The 18,465-nt window shown below is 45.4% G+C and carries 15 protein-coding genes and 1 pseudogene; 6 read left to right on the top strand and 10 right to left on the bottom strand.

Annotation, left to right across the window (positions count from 1 at the left end):
- The first annotated feature begins 95 nt into the window (after positions 1–95).
- The 3 genes from M0N77_RS05490 (at position 96) to M0N77_RS05480 (ending at position 6,216) form a co-directional block, all read left to right on the top strand.
- Complete coding sequence (locus M0N77_RS05490) at positions 96–1,628, top strand: tetratricopeptide repeat protein (RefSeq protein ID WP_353104239.1); 1,533 nt, start codon at positions 96–98, stop codon at positions 1,626–1,628.
- Between the two features lie 25 nt (positions 1,629–1,653).
- A complete protein-coding gene (locus M0N77_RS05485) occupies positions 1,654–4,938 on the top strand; it encodes a DEAD/DEAH box helicase family protein (RefSeq protein ID WP_353104237.1) in 3,285 nt (1,094 codons plus the stop codon).
- Between the two features lie 84 nt (positions 4,939–5,022).
- Entirely contained in the window at positions 5,023–6,216 is a 1,194-nt protein-coding gene (locus M0N77_RS05480) for a M14-type cytosolic carboxypeptidase (RefSeq protein ID WP_353104235.1), read from the top strand.
- Between the two features lie 208 nt (positions 6,217–6,424).
- Here M0N77_RS05480 and M0N77_RS05475 read toward each other — a convergent pair whose 3' ends face one another.
- The 3 genes from M0N77_RS05475 to ureG all read right to left on the bottom strand — a co-directional run bounded on the left by M0N77_RS05475 (position 6,425) and on the right by ureG (position 9,127).
- Positions 6,425–7,708 (bottom strand): RidA family protein, encoded by a 1,284-nt coding sequence (locus M0N77_RS05475; protein ID WP_353104233.1) that lies wholly within the window; start codon positions 7,706–7,708, stop codon positions 6,425–6,427.
- A 113-nt stretch (positions 7,709–7,821) separates the two neighbouring features.
- A complete protein-coding gene (locus M0N77_RS05470) occupies positions 7,822–8,433 on the bottom strand; it encodes a HupE/UreJ family protein (RefSeq protein WP_353104231.1) in 612 nt (203 codons plus the stop codon).
- A 55-nt stretch (positions 8,434–8,488) separates the two neighbouring features.
- Positions 8,489–9,127 (bottom strand): urease accessory protein UreG, encoded by a 639-nt coding sequence (gene ureG, locus M0N77_RS05465; RefSeq protein ID WP_353104229.1) that lies wholly within the window; start codon positions 9,125–9,127, stop codon positions 8,489–8,491.
- A 248-nt stretch (positions 9,128–9,375) separates the two neighbouring features.
- Here ureG and M0N77_RS05455 point away from each other — a divergent pair.
- The 3 genes and pseudogenes from M0N77_RS05455 to M0N77_RS05445 all read left to right on the top strand — a co-directional run.
- A pseudogene (locus M0N77_RS05455) lies at positions 9,376–10,770 on the top strand (aromatic/alkene/methane monooxygenase hydroxylase/oxygenase subunit alpha); the annotation flags it as partial.
- Between the two features lie 115 nt (positions 10,771–10,885).
- On the top strand, positions 10,886–11,248 hold the full coding sequence (locus tag M0N77_RS05450) for a phenol hydroxylase subunit P4 (RefSeq protein WP_353104227.1): 363 nt from the start codon (positions 10,886–10,888) through the stop codon (positions 11,246–11,248).
- A gap of 101 nt (positions 11,249–11,349) precedes the next feature.
- Positions 11,350–12,408, top strand: a complete 1,059-nt coding sequence (locus M0N77_RS05445; protein ID WP_353104225.1) for a 2Fe-2S iron-sulfur cluster binding domain-containing protein — start codon at positions 11,350–11,352, stop codon at positions 12,406–12,408.
- A gap of 89 nt (positions 12,409–12,497) precedes the next feature.
- Here the strand turns inward: M0N77_RS05445 and pcaD are convergent, their stop codons facing one another.
- The 7 genes from pcaD to catC all read right to left on the bottom strand — a co-directional run bounded on the left by pcaD (position 12,498) and on the right by catC (position 18,433).
- Positions 12,498–13,274, bottom strand: coding sequence for a 3-oxoadipate enol-lactonase (pcaD, locus tag M0N77_RS05440; protein WP_353104223.1), 777 nt, complete (start codon positions 13,272–13,274; stop codon positions 12,498–12,500).
- A 22-nt stretch (positions 13,275–13,296) separates the two neighbouring features.
- The gene (gene pcaF / locus M0N77_RS05435; RefSeq protein ID WP_353104221.1) at positions 13,297–14,559 is read right to left on the bottom strand and encodes a 3-oxoadipyl-CoA thiolase; all 1,263 of its coding nucleotides are present in this window, start codon (positions 14,557–14,559) and stop codon (positions 13,297–13,299) included.
- 25 nt (positions 14,560–14,584) lie between these two features.
- Complete coding sequence (locus M0N77_RS05430; protein WP_353104219.1) at positions 14,585–15,241, bottom strand: 3-oxoacid CoA-transferase subunit B; 657 nt, start codon at positions 15,239–15,241, stop codon at positions 14,585–14,587.
- Between the two features lie 66 nt (positions 15,242–15,307).
- On the bottom strand, positions 15,308–16,012 hold the full coding sequence (locus tag M0N77_RS05425) for a 3-oxoacid CoA-transferase subunit A (RefSeq protein ID WP_353104217.1): 705 nt from the start codon (positions 16,010–16,012) through the stop codon (positions 15,308–15,310).
- 164 nt (positions 16,013–16,176) lie between these two features.
- Positions 16,177–17,004: a transporter gene (locus M0N77_RS05420; RefSeq protein WP_353104215.1), complete on the bottom strand. Its 828-nt coding sequence runs from the start codon at positions 17,002–17,004 to the stop codon at positions 16,177–16,179.
- A 128-nt stretch (positions 17,005–17,132) separates the two neighbouring features.
- Entirely contained in the window at positions 17,133–18,056 is a 924-nt protein-coding gene (gene catA, locus M0N77_RS05415; RefSeq protein WP_353104213.1) for a catechol 1,2-dioxygenase, read from the bottom strand.
- 86 nt (positions 18,057–18,142) lie between these two features.
- Positions 18,143–18,433 carry a muconolactone Delta-isomerase gene (gene catC, locus M0N77_RS05410; protein ID WP_353104212.1) on the bottom strand — a complete coding sequence of 97 codons (291 nt, stop codon included), beginning with the start codon at positions 18,431–18,433 and terminating at the stop codon, positions 18,143–18,145.
- Between the last annotated feature and the right edge of the window lie 32 nt (positions 18,434–18,465).

Genomic DNA, 18,465 nt, shown 5'->3' with positions numbered 1-18,465 from the left:
GGAGTATACCCATAGGTACTAATCTCTAGTATGGTACGCAATAGCACAAAGTCTAAAACCAAACCAATACTTCGCTATTGCCTGTAGAGAAAAAAATGAAAGCATCGTTATTAAACCCAAAACTTGCTTATCAAATCATAGCCTTAAGCCTAGCGTTTGCGCTTAGCGCTTTTGCGCAGGCAAATAGCTTGATTACCGCTCAAGCCTTAGCGGCTAAAGGCTCCGCCTCTGCTCAATACAATCTAGCGATGATGTATGATAGAGGCAATGGGGTTGAGCAAGATAGCGCCAAAGCGGCCTACTGGTATCAACAAGCTGCCGAACAAGGCGATACCGCCGCACAAAACAATCTAGGCTTGATGTATGATTTTGGCGAAGGTATCGAACAAGACTTTGTCAAAGCGGTCTACTGGTATCAAAAAGCGGCTGAGCAAGGCAATCCTTTGGCCCAAAAAAACCTAGCGCTTATGTACGAGATGGGCAGCGGCGTTGAGCAGAATGATAGGCAGGCCGCTTATTGGTTTGAAAAGGCGGCTGAACAAGGCGATATCGTCGCTCAGTACAATATAGGCGTGTTTTATGATCAAGGCAGAGGCGTCAAGCAAGATAGCGCCAAAGCGCTCTACTGGTATCAAAAAGCCGCTATTCAAGGCGATATACAAGCGCAGAATAATCTTGGCGCTATGTATTTTGAGGGTACAGGTGCGGCGCAAGATTATACCGCAGCCTACTCTTGGTTTGAGCAAGCCGCTAGGCAAGGCGATGCCTCTGGCGAGTATAATTTGGGCTTGATGTATGAGTCGGGGCTAGGCGTTGAGCAGGATTACGCCCAAGCTATCGAGTGGTATCAAAGAGCTGCCGATCATGACAATGCTTTGGCTCAAAGCGCGCTTGGCTGGATGTACTATAGCGGCGAAGGGGCAGAGGTGGACTATGATAAAGCCTATCGGCTTATCAAAAAAGCCGCCATTCAAGGCGATGCTACTGCACAAAATAACTTAGGCGTGTTGTACAATGATGGCATCGCAGTCGAGCAAGATTATGCCAAAGCTTATGACTGGTACCAAAAAGCGGCGGCTCAAGGGGAAGCGGGCGCGCAAAACAATATCGGCTATTTTTATGAGAGCGGCACCGTCGTTGAGCAAGACTATAGCCAAGCGGTCTACTGGTATCAAAAAGCCGCCGATCAAGGCTATGCTACCGCGCAAGCAGGGCTTGGCTGGGCATACGCTAGTGGACAAGGGGTTGAGCGCGATTATGACAAAGCCGCTCAGCTCCTCCAACAGTCCGTCGCACAGGGCGATGCTACTGGCCAAAATAATACGGCGGTTCTATACTCTATGGGTATGGGCGTGCCGCAAGATTTTGACAAAGCTTTTGAGCTATTACAGCTATCTGCCGCGCAGCACAGCCCAAACGGTCAGCGTAATATGGGGGTGTTTTATGCTGGCGGTTATGGGGTTGAGCAAGACAGTGAAAAAGCCTTGGAGTGGTTTAGCATAGCCTGTGATAATGGCGATACTAGAAGCTGCGAGCTTTATGAAGCCTATGCCATGACTAACGATGCTACTATTGCCGCGCTAGAGGCCGCTGCTGCCGCCGCGGCAGCAGTCGTCAGCGAACCCTAAAAATAATAATAACAACGGACTAAATATGATCAACGCGCACAACGTCACCTATGAGTCTATCTTTCAAGCCGATATCGTGGCGCAAATGCAAGCAAAAGGTTGGCAGCTCGGTAGCTCTGCTGACTATCAAGCAGCAACCGCGCTCTATGAGCAAGATGTGCTCGACTTTGTGCAGACCACCCAGCCGCAACAATGGCAAAAATTCTGCAAAACCTTTCCTATCGACTCTGAACGTCATTTTATCGAAGCATTGGTCAAGCAGCTCAATAAGGCCGATGAGCACTCAACAGATAGAGCCTCGCGCACTTATGGCACTTTGGGCGTATTGCGTCATGGCCTAAAGATTCGTAACGCGCGCTTCTCCCTTTGCCAGTTTAAGCCTGAGCACAATCTCAATCCTGAGATCATGGCGCGCTATCAGGCCAATATCTGCCGTATCGTGCCTGAGCTGGTCTATAGCCCGCATACTGTCGCTAATAAAAATGCTGTCGAAGCTAGCAACGATAACAAAGTCGCCAAACGTAACCGTATCGATATCGTGCTGTTTGTGAATGGCTTGCCCGTCAGCACTATGGAGCTAAAGTCTGAGTTTAAACAATCGGTACAAAACGCTATTAGCCAATACAAGCGCACTCGTCTGCCAAAAGATGCGGATACCGGCAAACCTGAGCCGCTACTGAGCTTTAAGCGCGGCGCTTTGGTACACTTTGCCGTTAGCCAGTACGAGGTCTACATGACCACGAGGCTGGCAGGCGATAATACCTACTTCTTACCCTTTAATAAAGGCACCAGCGAGGGCGGCGCCGGTAACGATGTGCCAGTAGATAGTAGCCGCTATGCCACTGACTATTTGTGGAATGAAGTGCTCACCCCTGCTAATCTGTTGGCGATTCTTGGCCACTTTATGCATCTGCAAATTGAGGAAGAAGAGGACGCTATTGGGCGCAAGTCCAAGCGTGAGACCATGGTATTTCCGCGTTATCATCAGTGGGAGGTAGTCACTAAACTGGTTGATGCAGCTATTAATGAGAGTAAAGCTGGCAGCTCTGAGCAACGTTACCTTATTCAGCACAGTGCTGGTTCGGGCAAGTCCAACTCTATCGCTTGGACCGCGCATCAGCTCTCCACCCTTTATAATGAGCAAGGCGATAAGCAATTTCATTCCGTCATCGTCATTACCGATCGCACCGTGCTCGATGACCAGCTACAAGATACCATCTATCAGTTTGAGCATGCTGATGGTGTGGTCGGACGTATTAATAATAAAGAGGGCGACGGCTCTAAGTCTGAAAAGCTGGCCGAAGCTTTGATAAATTCGCAGCCGATTATCATTGTCACTATTCAAACCTTTCCCTTTGTACTCAAAGCTATCGAAGACTCAAGTGTGCTCAAATCGCGCCGTTATGCCATTATCGCTGATGAAGCGCACTCGTCGCAGACCGGCTCGACCGCGCGCCAGCTCAAAGAAGTGCTGATCTCAGGCGAGTTAGAGCCGGATAATAGGGCGCTATCTAGCGAAGATATGCTCGATAGTGTGCTAGCGGCTCGCCGTAGCAGTGACAATCTAAGCTATTACGCTTTTACCGCGACGCCTAAGCCCAAAACGATTGAGCTATTTGGCCGTTTGCCTAATCCAAATCTGCCAGCCTCTAAAGATAATTTGCCTGCCGCTTTTCATGTCTACTCCATGCGCCAAGCGATAGAGGAGGGCTTTATCCTAGATGTACTCAAAAACTATACCAACTATAAAGTGGTCTATCAGTTAAAGCAAAAACTCGCTGCCAAAGATAATGAAGTCGATGCGCGCCGCGCCAAGATTAAACTAGGTAGCTGGGTGCGCCTGCATGAGCATAATATTGCCCAAAAAGTAAAAATCATCATCGAGCACTTTAACGACAATATTAAAGGTTTACTTGGCGGGCAAGCCAAAGCGATGGTAGTGACCGGCTCGCGTAAAGAAGCGGTGCGCTATAAGCTGGCCTTTGATAACTATATTGCTCAGTATGGCTATCGCAATATCAATGTTATGGTGGCCTTTTCAGGAGAGGTTACCTTTCATGATAATGACCCGGATAGCGACGCCTTACTAGGCAAAAAATTCACTGAGCACAATATGAATATCGGCCTAAAAGGTCGCGATCTGCGTAAAGCCTTTGATAGTGATGACTATCAAGTGATGCTCGTGGCAAATAAATTTCAGACCGGCTTTGATCAGCCCAAGCTTTGCGCTATGTACGTCGATAAAAAGCTCACTGGCGTGGACTGCGTGCAGACGTTATCACGGCTGAATCGCACTTATAAAGGTAAGGCTGAGAGTGGCACCTTTGTGCTCGACTTCTTTAACGATCCTGAGGATATCCTTGAAGCCTTTCAGCCTTATTATGAAACCGCTACTTTAGCCAAGGTTTCTGACCCTGATAAGGTTTATGATCTATATGATAAATTATGTGCCGCTCAAATTTTTGTTTGGCATGAAGTCGAGCAGTTCGTTGAGGCGTTTTATAGCAAAAACAAATTCAATGCCGCCATCAGTAATATCTGTAAGCCTGCGGTTGAGCGCTGGCAAAAGCGCTATAAGCTAGCACGCGAACAAGCTCAGCAAGCTAAGATAATGCTTGAGCGCACTAAGGCGACTGGCGATGTGGTACTCATCACCAATGCGGAGAATGACTATAAAGGCTTTAAAACCGATCAAGACGCGCTGGAGATTTTCAAAAAAGATCTAGGCACTTTTACCCGTCAGTATGAGTTTATGTCGCAAATCGTCGATTATGATAGCAAGGATCTTGAGAAGCTCAGTCTATATGCGCGTAATCTGCAGCCGCTACTACGCGAGAGCTTCGATGACGAAGAAGAGGTCGATTTGAGTAATATCGTTATGAGTCATTACCGAGTCTCCAAGCTCTATCAGCAGGATCTAAAGCTGCAAGAAGGCAAGTCTGAGTATCAGTTAGAGAGCGGTAGCGGCGCTGGTACAGCAACTCCCAAGGATAAAAAAGAAGCTTATTTATCGCAGATTATTGAGCGCTTAAATGAGGTGTTCGCAGGCGAGGACTTTACCGATAAAGATAAAGTGAATTTTATGAATACTATCTGGGACAAGGTCACTGAGAACGAGATCGTGGTTAAGCAGTTTAGCAATAACAGCACTGAGCAGATTATGCTAGGCGGTTATCCCAATGCCGCTGAGGACGCTATGTTCGATGCCAAGGAGGCTTTTGAGGATATGACCATGCACCTATTATCTAATCCTCAGCAGTTCAAGCAATTTATCCGATTGATGCTAGACACTAAGTTAAGTAAGGCTTAATAAGGCTCAGTAAGCTAAAAGCTGCAGCTAGCGCCAATTAATAAGAGTTTCACTCACAAAACCAAAAATGATAAAGGAAATATTATGCATATCTCAGCTCATTTTGACGCTGGTAATATCGAGGTTATTAACCTAGAAAATAAACAAGATATTCAGTTAGCCATTCGCCCAGACGTGGGTGGCGAGTTTTTTCAGTGGTTTAATTTTCGCCTAACTGGTGAGATTGGCGAGCACTATACTCTTAATATTATTAATGCTGGTGAGGCCTCCTACGTTGCAGGCTGGGACAATTATCAAGCGGTGGCCTCTTATGATCGCGACTATTGGTTTCGTCTCCCCACTAGTTATCAAGACGGCAAATTGACCATAAAGGTAGAACTACAGTGCCAAACCATTCAGATCGCTTATTTTGCCCCTTACAGCTATGAGCGTCATCAAGATCTATTGGCAGCGGTACAGACGCATCCTTTGGTCACTTTAGAGCACTTAGGCCAGACTTTGGATAAGCGCGACTTAACCCTAGTCAAAGTGGCTAATAATGATGGCTATGTTAATGACGATGGTAATAATGATGGCGATATTAACGACGATGTTAACGACAATAAAGCTACTAAAAAACGTACTATCTGGATTACCGCGCGCCAGCACCCGGGCGAAACTATGGCTGAATGGTTGATCGAGGGTCTGCTGCATAGTTTACTCGATGAAGATAATGCCACCGCCAAAGCGTTATTAAATAAAGCTAATTTTTATATCGTACCCAATATGAACCCCGATGGTAGCGTGCGCGGCCATCTGCGTACCAATGCCGCTGGCACTAATCTAAATCGCGAATGGGCCAACCCAAGCTTAGATAAGAGCCCCGAGGTCTTTTATGTCATTAATAAAATGCAAGAGACTGGGGTAGATCTGTTTTATGATGTGCACGGTGATGAAGCGATACCTTTTGTTTTTTTAGCCGGCTCTCAAGGCACGCCAAGTTATAACGACCGTTTGGCGCGTCTACGTGATAGATTTGCCGAAGTATTACAGCTTGCCAGTGCTGATTTTCAGACCCAAGAGGGCTATGAGATTGATGCACCAGGCACAGCCAATATGACGCTTGCCACCCACTGGGTCGCTGAGCATTTTGATTGCTTGGCCAATACTTTGGAGATGCCGTTCAAAGACAATGATAATATGCCTAACGCCGAGACCGGCTGGTCGCCAGAGCGCTGTAGCAAATTAGGGGAGGCCTCCTTAGTGGCGATGTTAGCGGTGGTTGATGATTTGCGTTAGTAAGTTATTGCGTTGTGCGTAGTTCAGAAGCTAAGCTAATAAAAGCTTGAGTAGCAGCGCTTTGATAAGCTAAGACACTCAGCTTGACGGCTGGGTGTCTTTTATTAGCAGTGCTTATTTGTAAAGGTTTAACACGCCCTAGTGAAGCGTCAATAGATTTTGCTCAACATTACCGTGAGTATAGCTATTATTACGCTGCTAGCTTTTATTAAGTAGGCACTGTTCCCTCCGCATTAGAGACAATAGCCTCGATTTGAATGACCGCGTCCATAGCGATATCAGATACCCCAACGACAGTTCTAGCAGGCAAGTCAGCATTAAAAAAAGGCGTATAAACTGCATTTACCTTATCGATATCCTCGATGTTTTTGAGCTGAATGTTTATTTTTACTACATCATCCATCACGTGATCGACGCTCTCTACAATAGCTTTTATATTCTCTAAACATTGCTTGGTTTGCGCGGCTATATCACCGTCAATTATCTTGCCAGTATCAGGATCGATAGGCAGCTGTCCTGAGAGGTGATTATAGTGAGAAAAAGCCACCGTCTGGGTGGATAGAGGATCCATTGGTGCTTTATCGGTGTTGTTTGCCTCAATGACGATGCCGTGTTTATCTTCAACCGCTTGCGGCGGCGTGCCATCCCCATGCGAGACGATGACATCGATCTGCACTAAAGCATCCATCGGCAGCGCTGACACCGCGGTAATAGTCCGCGCTGGTATATAGCTTTGCTCATTGGTAATGATGGAGTCCGAAAAAAACATCGCGTAAACCTCATCTACCGCCTTTATGTCTGCTAAACGGGTTAAAAAGATATTGACCTTGACGATGTCCTGCAAAGGTACCTCAATACTGGCCAAGATCGCTTTGACATTATGCAAGCACTGCTCAGTTTGCTCTTTTATGCCACCAGCAATCAGCTCGCCGGTGGCGCAGTCTATCGGCAGCTGGGCTGAGATATTATTATAATGAGAAAAGGCAATGGTATGAGGGGAGGCTGAATCCCTTGGTACCTCTTCGGTGTTTCTAGCCACTTTTATCAGCTCACTAGGCACTTGTGGATGCGTGCCTCTACCGTTTGAGATAACCGCGTCCATCTGTACCAAAGCATCATTAGGCAAGTTGGCTACGGCAATGATGGTTCTGGTAGGTAGATAACCTTGAAAAAACGCGGCGTAAATAGTGTCTATGGCTTTGATATCTTGTTCGATATCCTTATCTGCATCCTTTAGATCTTTTAAATAGATGTTAATTTTGATCACATCATTCATATTATGATCGATACTCTCAACGATAGATTTGATATTTCTTAAGCACTGCGTAGCCTGTACCCTTATATCATTGGCGACTAAGTCCTTGGTGGTGGTATTAATCGGCAGCTGGGCTGAGAGGTAGTTGTAGTGGGAGAAAGCTACTGTCTGAGTGGAAGCGGCATCGGTTGGCGAGCGATCCGTGTTTCTTGATACTTTGATAATAGTGTCATTCATCTTAATATATCCTTATATAAAAACCTTTAAAGCCAAAAAGCTGCAGGAATCCCGTGCAGCTTTTTGGAAGGGTAGTGATGATTGGTGTGTATCAGTGATGCTATCAGCAGCCATTAGCCAGCCGCTAACACCCCACCAATGACCGCAACCACACCGCCTAAAGCACGAGTCATACGATTATCCGCTTTGAGCATTAATGCGCCTAATCCGCGACCAACAAAAGTAATGGCTAAAGTGGCTATCACAAAGCCTGACATATAAAGTAGCATGCTAGAGCCTTGAGCCATCTCAGTACCGTGCGCGTAGCCATGAGCGACCATAAATAGCGCCACCAAAGTGCCACCAACAGCGGTCGGTAGCTTTGCAAGTGTGGCAATCAGCACCCCAACTAACAGCACTGACATAGCAATGCCCGTCTCGATACCTGCCAAGCTGACACCCATCCAAGCAATACCTGCACCTGCTATCATGCCGCCTATGACGAATAAAGGTGTACCGCGCTTCATAGTAGTATTTTGGCGAATACTCCAAAAGCCGATAGCTCCCATCGCTAATAGGTGATCAAGCCCCATCAGCGGATGCAATAAACCGCTCAAAAAGCCATTACTCACCGGCTCGCTATGCCCCGGGTGGGCAAAGGCTAAAGTTGTCGTAAGCATCAGAGCAAAAGTCATCAGTAGCTTACGGGTCATTTTGCTCGTTGGCAAAGTAGTCATTTTATTCATTATCCTCTCCCATTTTTTTGATTGCGATCGACTTTGTAGATAGTCGTCTTGATAATTAAGCTTTGTCAGCTACTTTGCCGGGACGACGCTCAGGTAACATGCCTTGTTTTAGAATAAAGCTGATAATCTCATCCACGCCCACACCGTCATACAGGTTGGTAAAGATAAAAGGCCGCTCGCCGCGCATTTTTTTGGAGTCGCGCTCCATAATATCGAGCGAAGCATGGACGTATTCAGCGATATCGATTTTGTTAATAATAAGTAGATCCGATTTAGTGATGCCAGGGCCGCCTTTACGCGGGATTTTGTCACCAGCAGCGACATCAATGACATAAAGGGTCAGATCAGAGAGCTCTGGACTAAAAGTAGCAGCTAGATTGTCGCCACCTGACTCGACCAATACCAGCTCTAGATTAGGATGGCGGCTTTGCAAATCATCAATCGCCGCCAAGTTCATAGAAGCGTCTTCACGAATAGCGGTATGCGGACAGCCGCCAGTCTCCACCCCAAGAATACGATCGGCAGGCAGAGCGTCATGCTTGAGTAAAAAATCGGCATCTTCACGAGTATAGATATCGTTGGTAACAACGGCAATATCATAATAATCTTTTAGGGCGCTACATAACTGGCGTAGCAACGCCGTCTTACCCGAACCTACAGGACCACCGACGCCTACTCGTAAACAGTGTTTCATAATATCTCCTTATATAATGTCAAAAGCGCTGCTAATTAAAATCGTTATAAGTGCAAAGCATAAAAAGGATAACTTTTAGCTTCTAAATAATCTTGAATATTGGGTTTCGTGATGGGCGCTACCTAGCGCCAATCCTGGTAATATCGGCCCAAGCTCCTCATCACTTAGTGTCAGCGCGGTATCCACTGCTATCACTAAATATGGCCGCAGTTGTTCGTTGAGTCGTTGGGCGGCGGTGTGTCCTAAAGGAAGGTATCAAGATTACAGATTGGTCAAAATGGGAAGATCCTTTCCGTCTGACTATGGATACTTACTGGAAGTATCAGGCGGAAAAAGAGAAGAAGCTCTATGCTATCTTTGATGCATTCTCGCAAAACAACGGTCAGATGAACGTTTCAGACCCGCGTTATCTGAATGCCATCAAAATCTTCTTGACGGGTGTTACACCGCTTGAATATCAAGCTTATCAACGCTATGCCAATGTGGGTCGTCAGTTTGGCGGTATTGGCGCGCGCATCGCTTGTCAGATGCAGTCCATTGATGAGCTGCGTCATGTGCAAACCCAAGTTCATGCGATGAGTCATTTCAATAAGTACTTTAATGGTTTTCAAGATTGGAGCCATATGCATGACCGCGTTTGGTACTTATCGGTTCCTAAGTCGTTCTTTGAAGATGCGCGCTCAGCAGGACCGTTTGAGTTCTTACTGGCGATCTCATTCTCTTTTGAGTACGTATTAACCAACTTGTTATTCGTGCCGTTCATGTCAGGTGCAGCACACAATGGTGATATGGCAACGGTAACCTTCGGCTTTAGCGCTCAGTCTGATGAAGCTCGTCACATGACTTTGGGTCTTGAGATTATCAAGTTCTTGCTTGAGCAGCATGAAGATAACCTACCTATCGTACAAAAATGGATCGATAAGTGGTTCTGGCGCGGTACGCGTTTGCTCTCTATTGTGGCGATGATGATGGACTATATGTTGCCAAATAAAGTGATGTCTTGGAAAGAGGCGTGGGAAGTGTACTTTGAAGATGCCGGCGGAGCGTTGTTTGCTGATTTAGCGCGCTACGGTATTGAAAAGCCAAAATATAGCGAAGTGATCGAAAAGGAAAAAGAGCATATCTCGCATCAAGCGTGGTGGATCTTCTATAACTTTGGTCATGCGGCTGGTTTCCATACCTTTATCCCTTCCGATGAAGAGCTTGATTGGTTAAGCGAGAAATATCCTGACACTTTCGATAAGTACTATCGTCCGCGTTGGGAATTGGCGAAGAAAATGGAAGCTGAAGGTAAGCGTTTTTATAGCTCAGGCCTGCCCATGCTATGTCAGATCTGCCAAGTGCCGATGACCTTTACCGAAATGGACAGTGACCCCGGTATGTTCAGTTATCGTACTACCGTTTATAACGACGAGCGCTATCACATGTGTTCAGATGGCTGCCACGATATCTTCGTTGATGAGCCTGAAAAGTATGTGCAGGCTTGGTTACCGGTACAGCAAATACTACAAGGCAATTGCGGCGGTCCTGAGCTTGAAAAGATCCTTAGCGAGTATTACCGCTTCAATGTGGGTGCCGATAACATGGATTTCAAAGGTTCTCTTGATGAGAAGAACTGGAAAAAATGGAAAGGCGTTGCTTAACTTAGCAACCAATGATTAATACAGAAGTCGTTTTTAAAGTTTAGCAAAGCTGGCTAGTAATAAGCATTAGTAGTCAGCCTTGCTCTCTTAAATAAATAGTAATAAGGAAATTATTATGGCAGTTACAGCAATCCGCCCGGGTTATACAGGCGAAGTTATGGATAAACAAGCCAACTATGGCGATAACATTTTGGTGTTTATTGGTTGGGATGAGCATTTATTGTTTTGCTCGGCAAAAGCCTTTCCATTACCACCGACAATGACTTTTGCAGATTTTAAAGCTGGCGTATTACCAGAGGGTTTTAATCAGCATCCTGATTTTGAAAATATCAAATGGGATGAAGTTGAGTGGAACCTTAATGGTGAGATGATTACCCCAACGGATGAGCAAACGCTAGAAGAGCTAGGGTTTGATCACAAATCCTTATTGCGTTTCAAGACGCCAGGCCTTAATGGTTGGAAGGGTACTGGGGTATAAAAGGCAGCTGGAGTATAAAAAGCAACTGGGGTGTAAACCTCAGTTCAATCTATCAATAATTTAAACGACTAGTTTTAATAAATATTGCAATGGAGAGCGATATGTCATATGAAGTCACTATTGAGCCGACCGGCGATGTCATCGAAGTAGAAGACGGTCAAACGGTATTACAAGCGGCTTTGAGGCAAGGGGTATGGTTGCCTTTTGCTTGTGGTCATGGCACTTGTGGGACTTGTAAGGTTCAGGTTTTAGAGGGCTTTGCTGATCTTGGAGAGGCTTCTACCTTTGCACTGATGGAAGTTGAGCGCGATGAAGGCAAAGTGCTGGCTTGCTGCTGTTATCCTGAGTCTGACTTAGTGATAGAAGCTGATATTGATGTCGATCCTGACTTTTTGGGTTATCCGGTAGAGGATTATGTGGCAACGGTTGAGTCAGTGACGCCTTTGTCACCTACTATTTTAGGTATTCGCTTGCAGTTGGATCGTGATATGCAGTTTCAAGCGGGTCAGTATATTAACCTAAATATTCCTGATGTAGGTACTAGGGCTTTTTCTATTGCCAATCCGCCATCACAGTCTGATATCGTTGAGCTGCATGTGCGCTTGGTTAATGAAGGCAGAGGGACTACTTGGCTACATAATGAGCTTACGGTTGGCGATAGTATTGAGCTATCAGGCCCTTACGGCCAGTTCTTTGTGCGTAGTAGTGATAGCCAAGATATGATCTTTATCGCAGGCGGCTCTGGTCTATCAAGTCCTGAGTCGATGATTATGGACTTACTAGAGCAAGGGGAGACCCGGCAGATTTATCTGTTTCAAGGGGCTAGAAATGTCCCCGAGCTGTATCATAGAGAGAAGTTTGAGCAGCTAGCCACAGAGCATGACAACTTTCATTACATTCCGGCGTTAAGTGATGAAGACACCTTAGGGGAATGGTCAGGTTTTAAAGGTTATGTGAATGATGCAGTTAAATATCATTTCGATGGCAAGTGTTCAGGCCATAAAGCCTATATGTGTGGGCCGCCGCCAATGATTGACGCTACTATCACCACTTTGATGCAAGCGCGTCTGTTTGAGCGCGATATTCACATGGAGCGTTTCTTAACTGCTGCTGATGGCACAGGTGAATCAAGTCGTTCCGCTTTATTTAAACGCATATAACTTTCAATATTAAAACGGATTTAAAATAACACAAAGCCCCAGTTCAAAATTGAACTGGGGCTTTATTCATTATTTATATAAAGAAGGTTCTAAACTAAGTACTGCTGAATAAGCTGATTAAACACTTGTGTCTGCTCAATATTTGAGATATGTGAGGCGTCAATAGTAGCAAGCCTAGCATTAGCGATACGATCGACCATATATTGACCATCGCTAACGGTAGTAATCGGGTCTTGCTCACCTGCCAGTACAGTGATTGCTACTTCAATATTTTTGAGCTGCTCACGAGTATCAGCCTTTGCTAAAGCTTCACAGCAACTGGCGTAACCTTCAGGACTACCAGCGGCTAGCGTATCAGATAGCTGCTTGATAACAGCCGGATTATTTTCGATAAAGCTTGGAGTAAACCAACGTGACGCTGCGGTATCAGCGATAGGCTTTAGTCCTTGCGCACGTACTAATTGGGCGCGCTCAAGCCAAGCAGCTTCATTACCAATCTTGGCAGCAGTATTACACAGCATCAAGTGGTGAAAGCGCTCAGGGTGGTTAATAGCTAGCCATTGACCCGTCATACCGCCCATCGATATGCCACAAAAAAAGGCTTTGTTGATATCTAAATGCTCGAGTAAATCAATGACATCCTGTCCAAGTTGTTCTATGCTATAAGGGCCTTTTGGCGCAGAGGATTGCCCATGCCCACGAGTATCGTAACAGATAATAAAGTAGGCATTTTGCAACACATCAATCTGCGGCTGCCACATCTGATAGCTGGTACCTAGAGAGTTAGAAAAAAGTAAAGCCGGTTTGTCCTTATCACCAAAAGTAGCGTAGTGTAGAGTGATATCTTTATTGTTAAATACAGGCATAATCGCTGTCCTTTATTTTAATTTATGCAACTTTGCGATCTTCATCATCAACACGCTCAATAATCATCGCAATACCCTGACCAACACCAATACACATCGAGCAAATGGCGTAGCGCTTGCCAGTATGCTCAAGTTGATTGAGGGCGGTTAGGATTATTCGACCTCCCGATGCGCCAAGAGGGTGCCCAAGCGCAATAGCGCCACCATTCGGATTAACCCGTTCGCTGTCGTCAGCTAACTCTAAATCACGAGTACAAGCTAGTGCTTGTGCGGCAAAGGCCTCGTTCAATTCGATCACATCCATCTCATCAAGTGTTAGACCAGTATGCGCAAGCAGTTTCTTCATAGCAGGTGCTGGCGCAAAGCCCATAATACGTGGTTCTACGCCTACTGTGGTAGAGGCTATGATGCGGGCGCGAGGCTTTAAGTTGTATTCTTTAATGGCTTGCTCTGAGGCGATTAAAAAGGCAGCAGCACCATCGTTAATTCCAGAAGCATTACCAGCGGTCACTGTACCATCAGCGCTGACGATAGGGCGCAGTTTAGCTAATTTTTCAACAGTAGTATTGGGGCGCGGATGCTCATCAGTATCGACAATAATAGGCTCGCCTTTACGCTGCGAGATAGTGACAGGAACGATCTCATCTTTAAAGAAACCTACCTTTTGCGCTGCTGCGGTGCGCTGTTGGCTACGTAGCGCAAAAGCATCTTGATCGGCACGATTAATATTGAACTGCTGAGCAACATTTTCAGCCGTTTGTGGCATAGACTCAGTGCCATATAGTTCGTCAAGCTTTGGATTAACGAAACGCCAGCCCATGGTGGTATCTTCGAGCTTTTGATTACGGTCAAAGGCACTATTTGATTTACCCATAACAAAGGGCGCGCGGCTCATGCTCTCAACCCCGCCTGCGACGATCAAATGAGCTTCACCTGCTTTAATGGCTCGCGCTGCTATGGCGACCGCATCCATGGAAGAGCCGCATAACCGGTTTATAGTGGTTGCCGGTACTTGATAAGGCATACCGGCTAGTAGTGAGGACATACGGCCAACATTGCGATTATCTTCGCCGCTTTGATTGGCACAGCCGTAGATAACGTCATCGACTTTTTGCCAGTCAATATCACTATTGCGCTGCATCAGCGCTTTGATAGGAATAGCGCCTAGATCATCAGCTCGTACTGCTGCTAGGCTACCGCCATAACGGCCAAAAGGGGTGCGAATAGCATCAATAATATAGGCATTGTTTAAAGTAGGGTTTAAGTCTTCACTAGATTCACTCATCGTAACTATCCCTTCATCATAATTATTATTGTGTTTTAGTAGCATCTATTAATTGCGCGCCAGTGAACGCTTGCAAGTCAGTAAAGCTTAAATTATCCACCATTTCAGTGACTTCTAAACCTTTATTGGTAACGTCGATCACACACAGATCAGTATAAATACGGTCAACGCAGTTTTTACCAGTGACAGGGTAGCTAAGCTTGCTGACAATCTTTGGCTCGCCTTCTTTGGTCGTATGATTGGTCATCACAAAGACTTTTTTGGCACCCACTGCTAGATCCATAGCACCACCAACCGCTGGTATCGCATCTTCAGCGCCCGTGCTCCAATTAGCAAGATCGCCATTGGCAGCTACTTGAAAAGCGCCTAGTACACAGATGTCGATATGACCGCCGCGCATCATGGCAAAAGAGTCGCCATGATGAAAAAAGCTACCGCCCTCAAGCATCGTGACATATTCCTTACCCGCATTAATCAGCTCAGGATCCTCTTCACCTTTAGCAGGCGGCGGGCCAAAAGCCAATAAACCATTTTCAGAATGCAGGAACACCTCTTTATCATTAGGTAGGTATTTAGCGATTTTAGTAGGCTGACCGATGCCTAGATTGACATAAGCCCCATCTGGAATATCTTGCGCGGCACGCTGAGCGATTTGGTCGCGTGTTAGTGGCGTATATTTCATTATCACGCTCCTTTATGGATAGCAGAATTTAAATAGCAGTGTTTAGATAGTAGGACTGTATTTATTTTATAGGGTAGCGGCTGTAATCTTTGCACGATTAGCATCGGTGCTGACCGTTTTTACTACGTGCTGCACAAAGATGCTAGGGGTAACGATATGCTCAGGATCAAGCTCGCCTAGTTCAACGATCTCAGAGACTTGAGCAATAGTAACGTCAGCGGCCATCGCCATGATAGGACCAAAGTTACGGGCAGATTTGCGATAGACTAGGTTTCCCCAACGATCGCCTTTGAAGGCTTTAATTAAGGCAAAATCCGCTTTGATGGGGTATTCAAGAACATAGTCTTTGCCATCGATGTGACGAGTCTCTTTACCTTCAGCCAGTAAAGTCCCAAAGCCAGTTGGGGTATAGACCGCACCAAGCCCCATGCCAGCTGCTTGAATACGGCAGGCCAAATTGCCCTGCGGTACTAGCTCAAGCTCTATCTTGCCAGCATGATAGAGCTCATCAAATACCCAAGAATCAGCCTGACGCGGAAAGGAGCAAATAATCTTACGTACCGCGCCAGTCTTAAGTAATTTGGCCAGTCCATGATCGCCATTACCGGCATTATTATTAATAATGACTAAATCTTTTACGCCCAAATCTATAAGTCCGTCAATAAGCTCAGCGGGCTGACCTGCAGTACCAAAGCCGCCAATCATAATCGTCGCGCCGTCTTTTATTTGACTTAGAACCTCAGTCATACTTTTTTCGGCTTTATTTATCATAGTTAGACCCTATAGTTTGTCCAATATAAAAAGAATACAGCGGGACTGGGATTAATTTTTCGCAGCCTCTGTCAGCGCAGACACAGCACGCTAGAAAAATTTATACCAGTTTCGCGGCATAATATAATGTATCCGTTTTATTTAGTATCGATTATATAAAACCTTTAGAATACTTTAGTTAACGAAGCTCTTATGACTTTTCCCTCAAAAGTATCTTTATTTGAGTACTCTTTATATAACGCTATATCACCGCCTAGTAGATTGGGCGGTGAAAAATAGCCCATCGATAAGCCTAAAGCGTTTCTTTCCTCGTTGCCATCACCAGTCTCAAAAGTGTTATAACCGACCAAACCAACATCTAGCAAGCCGTAGCTTTTGCTCAAACCCCATTCAATAATAAGCTCATCTTCAAGATTATCACCGTTTGGCATCTCATAACGACTCAAGGCGCTGAGGTTAATATCACCTTGTTGATTGAGTTTGAGGTTGCCGCCAAGGGTGAGCATGACCGAATCATAACCTTTGCCCGGGCTTGCAAATCGATTACTATCATAGTCGCCAGTTTCCGCCCAGTAACCAACACCAGTGACCGCATCCCATCTATCGCCGTGCCAGCCTAATACGCCGCCCACATACAGATCGCCTAAACCTGTGCGCTCATCAATATCTTGACCGCCGACTTTTAGATCTGTTTTTATTAGCGGTACAATAGCTTCCAATGCCAAGTCGCCGCCTAGTATCTTTTGCGGCGTTACCCATATGGCGCGGCTAGCTAGAGCGGTAACGCTAACTTCGCTATCAGCTGGCAAGGCTTCGTTTTCATCAGCGTTGTAATTGACGATATAGCCTTTGTAATAAACCCCAGAAGGCGGTACTACGCTTGCTTTGATCCCTTCAATACCCGGCACATAGTGCGAGTCAGAAGCATAAACAGTCAATGATAAGCTCGTGGCGATCGTTAGTAAGATAGTTTTATGCACAGTGATTTTCATAGAACATCCTTGTTCGTATTTTATTTCATAAATTAAGCTTGATACTACAACTGGTGTAATATCAAGCCGCTTTATAAAGTTTTAAAAAGTAAAGTTTGATAATAGATTGGGATCAGACCTACGAATGTCTAAGCTTGAGCGCGGCGACGTTCGACTTCTGCCCCTTGCACATCAGACTTAGTGTTTTTTAATAAATGAAAGTCAAAGTCGATGGATGCATAAGGCTTATCAAGGCCTTTTTCTTTGAGCTTATCAGCGTCATCAACCATAGTGACTTCGGGTACTAAGCCTTCACGACTGGCAAAAGCAAAGTCGTCCCATAGATACTCGTCGCCATCGATATTGATCTGCGTAGTCAGTTTACGCATACCATCGGCGCTAGCAAAGAAATGGATATGAGCAGGGCGATTACCATGACGTCCTAGCGCGCTCAACACTTTATCAGTCATACCGCCTGGTGGTACTGAATAGCCTAGAGGCACAATACTACGGAAGGCATATTTACCATTCTCATCAGTAATGATAGTCCGGCGTAGATTAAAGTCAGACTGCGACTCATCAAAGAAGGAGTAGTTACCTAAAGTATTGGCATGCCAAACTTCAACTTTAGCATTAGGAAGAGCGTTGCCGTCTTCGTCGTAGACATACCCTTGCATAAATAGCACAGTGCCTTCTTTATCTTCAGTACCATCATCAAGCCTTGCAAAGCCGTGTTCTTCTGGTGCGCCTGCGACATATAGGGGCCCTTCAATAGTACGTACAGTACCGCCTTCAAGACCTGCCGCTTTCATATCCTCTTCAATCATCAGATCCATAAAGTGATCAAAACCTAAGCCGGGTGATAACAGACCTGCTTCTTTACCCAAGTCACCGATGTATGATACACCGCTCCAATACTCGTCAGCTGTGATATGCAAGTCGTTAATGGTTTTCATCAAATCGGTCACGATGCGCAGAGTAATCTCTTGTACGCGTGGATTGACTTTTTCAGGAAAATCGATTTTGCCTTTGACAAATTTTTCAGCCAATGCTTCTATTTGCTTGTGTTCCATGTCTCTCTCCTTGTTGAGGACTATCTGGTTAATAAAGATGATATTAAGCGACCTTGCTCAATATTTTGGGTTATTTAAAGGTTAATCTAACTATCATCACTACGTATGGAGGAAGGATGACGCAATAATGGTGTAACCTGAACTTTCATATAAGGATAAAGAGGTAGCGACATCATGATATCGTGCAGCTCTTCATTACTCTCAACATCAAAGATACTAAAGTTAGAATATTCGCCAGCCAAGCGCCAAATATGACGCCATTTACCTTGTTCTTGCAGTTTTTGCGATAGCGCTTTTTCAGTCGCTTTGAGCTCAGCTACTTTATCGGCATCCATATCATTAGGTATTAACACATCCATTCGTACGTGATATAGCATCGTTATTTCCTTATTGGTTTTAGATGATTATT

It is taken from the genome of Psychrobacter sp. AH5 (assembly GCF_040371085.1).
Taxonomy (GTDB): Bacteria; Pseudomonadota; Gammaproteobacteria; order Pseudomonadales; family Moraxellaceae; genus Psychrobacter.
The sequence above is the reverse complement of the archived record's forward strand: the minus strand, read 5'-3'. Positions and strand labels throughout refer to the sequence as shown.

What these genes read in the sequence shown, in the direction of transcription:
- M0N77_RS05490 (WP_353104239.1), top strand. Translation starts at nt 96, where the DNA reads ATGAAAGCATCGTTATTAAACCCAAAACTTGCTTATCAAATCATAGCC.
- M0N77_RS05485 (WP_353104237.1), top strand. Translation starts at nt 1,654, where the DNA reads ATGATCAACGCGCACAACGTCACCTATGAGTCTATCTTTCAAGCCGAT.
- M0N77_RS05480 (WP_353104235.1), top strand. Translation starts at nt 5,023, where the DNA reads ATGCATATCTCAGCTCATTTTGACGCTGGTAATATCGAGGTTATTAAC.
- M0N77_RS05475 (WP_353104233.1), bottom strand. Translation starts at nt 7,708, where the DNA reads ATGAATGACACTATTATCAAAGTATCAAGAAACACGGATCGCTCGCCA.
- M0N77_RS05470 (WP_353104231.1), bottom strand. Translation starts at nt 8,433, where the DNA reads ATGAATAAAATGACTACTTTGCCAACGAGCAAAATGACCCGTAAGCTA.
- ureG (WP_353104229.1), bottom strand. Translation starts at nt 9,127, where the DNA reads ATGAAACACTGTTTACGAGTAGGCGTCGGTGGTCCTGTAGGTTCGGGT.
- M0N77_RS05450 (WP_353104227.1), top strand. Translation starts at nt 10,886, where the DNA reads ATGGCAGTTACAGCAATCCGCCCGGGTTATACAGGCGAAGTTATGGAT.
- M0N77_RS05445 (WP_353104225.1), top strand. Translation starts at nt 11,350, where the DNA reads ATGTCATATGAAGTCACTATTGAGCCGACCGGCGATGTCATCGAAGTA.
- pcaD (WP_353104223.1), bottom strand. Translation starts at nt 13,274, where the DNA reads ATGCCTGTATTTAACAATAAAGATATCACTCTACACTACGCTACTTTT.
- pcaF (WP_353104221.1), bottom strand. Translation starts at nt 14,559, where the DNA reads ATGAGTGAATCTAGTGAAGACTTAAACCCTACTTTAAACAATGCCTAT.
- M0N77_RS05430 (WP_353104219.1), bottom strand. Translation starts at nt 15,241, where the DNA reads ATGAAATATACGCCACTAACACGCGACCAAATCGCTCAGCGTGCCGCG.
- M0N77_RS05425 (WP_353104217.1), bottom strand. Translation starts at nt 16,012, where the DNA reads ATGATAAATAAAGCCGAAAAAAGTATGACTGAGGTTCTAAGTCAAATA.
- M0N77_RS05420 (WP_353104215.1), bottom strand. Translation starts at nt 17,004, where the DNA reads ATGAAAATCACTGTGCATAAAACTATCTTACTAACGATCGCCACGAGC.
- catA (WP_353104213.1), bottom strand. Translation starts at nt 18,056, where the DNA reads ATGGAACACAAGCAAATAGAAGCATTGGCTGAAAAATTTGTCAAAGGC.
- catC (WP_353104212.1), bottom strand. Translation starts at nt 18,433, where the DNA reads ATGCTATATCACGTACGAATGGATGTGTTAATACCTAATGATATGGAT.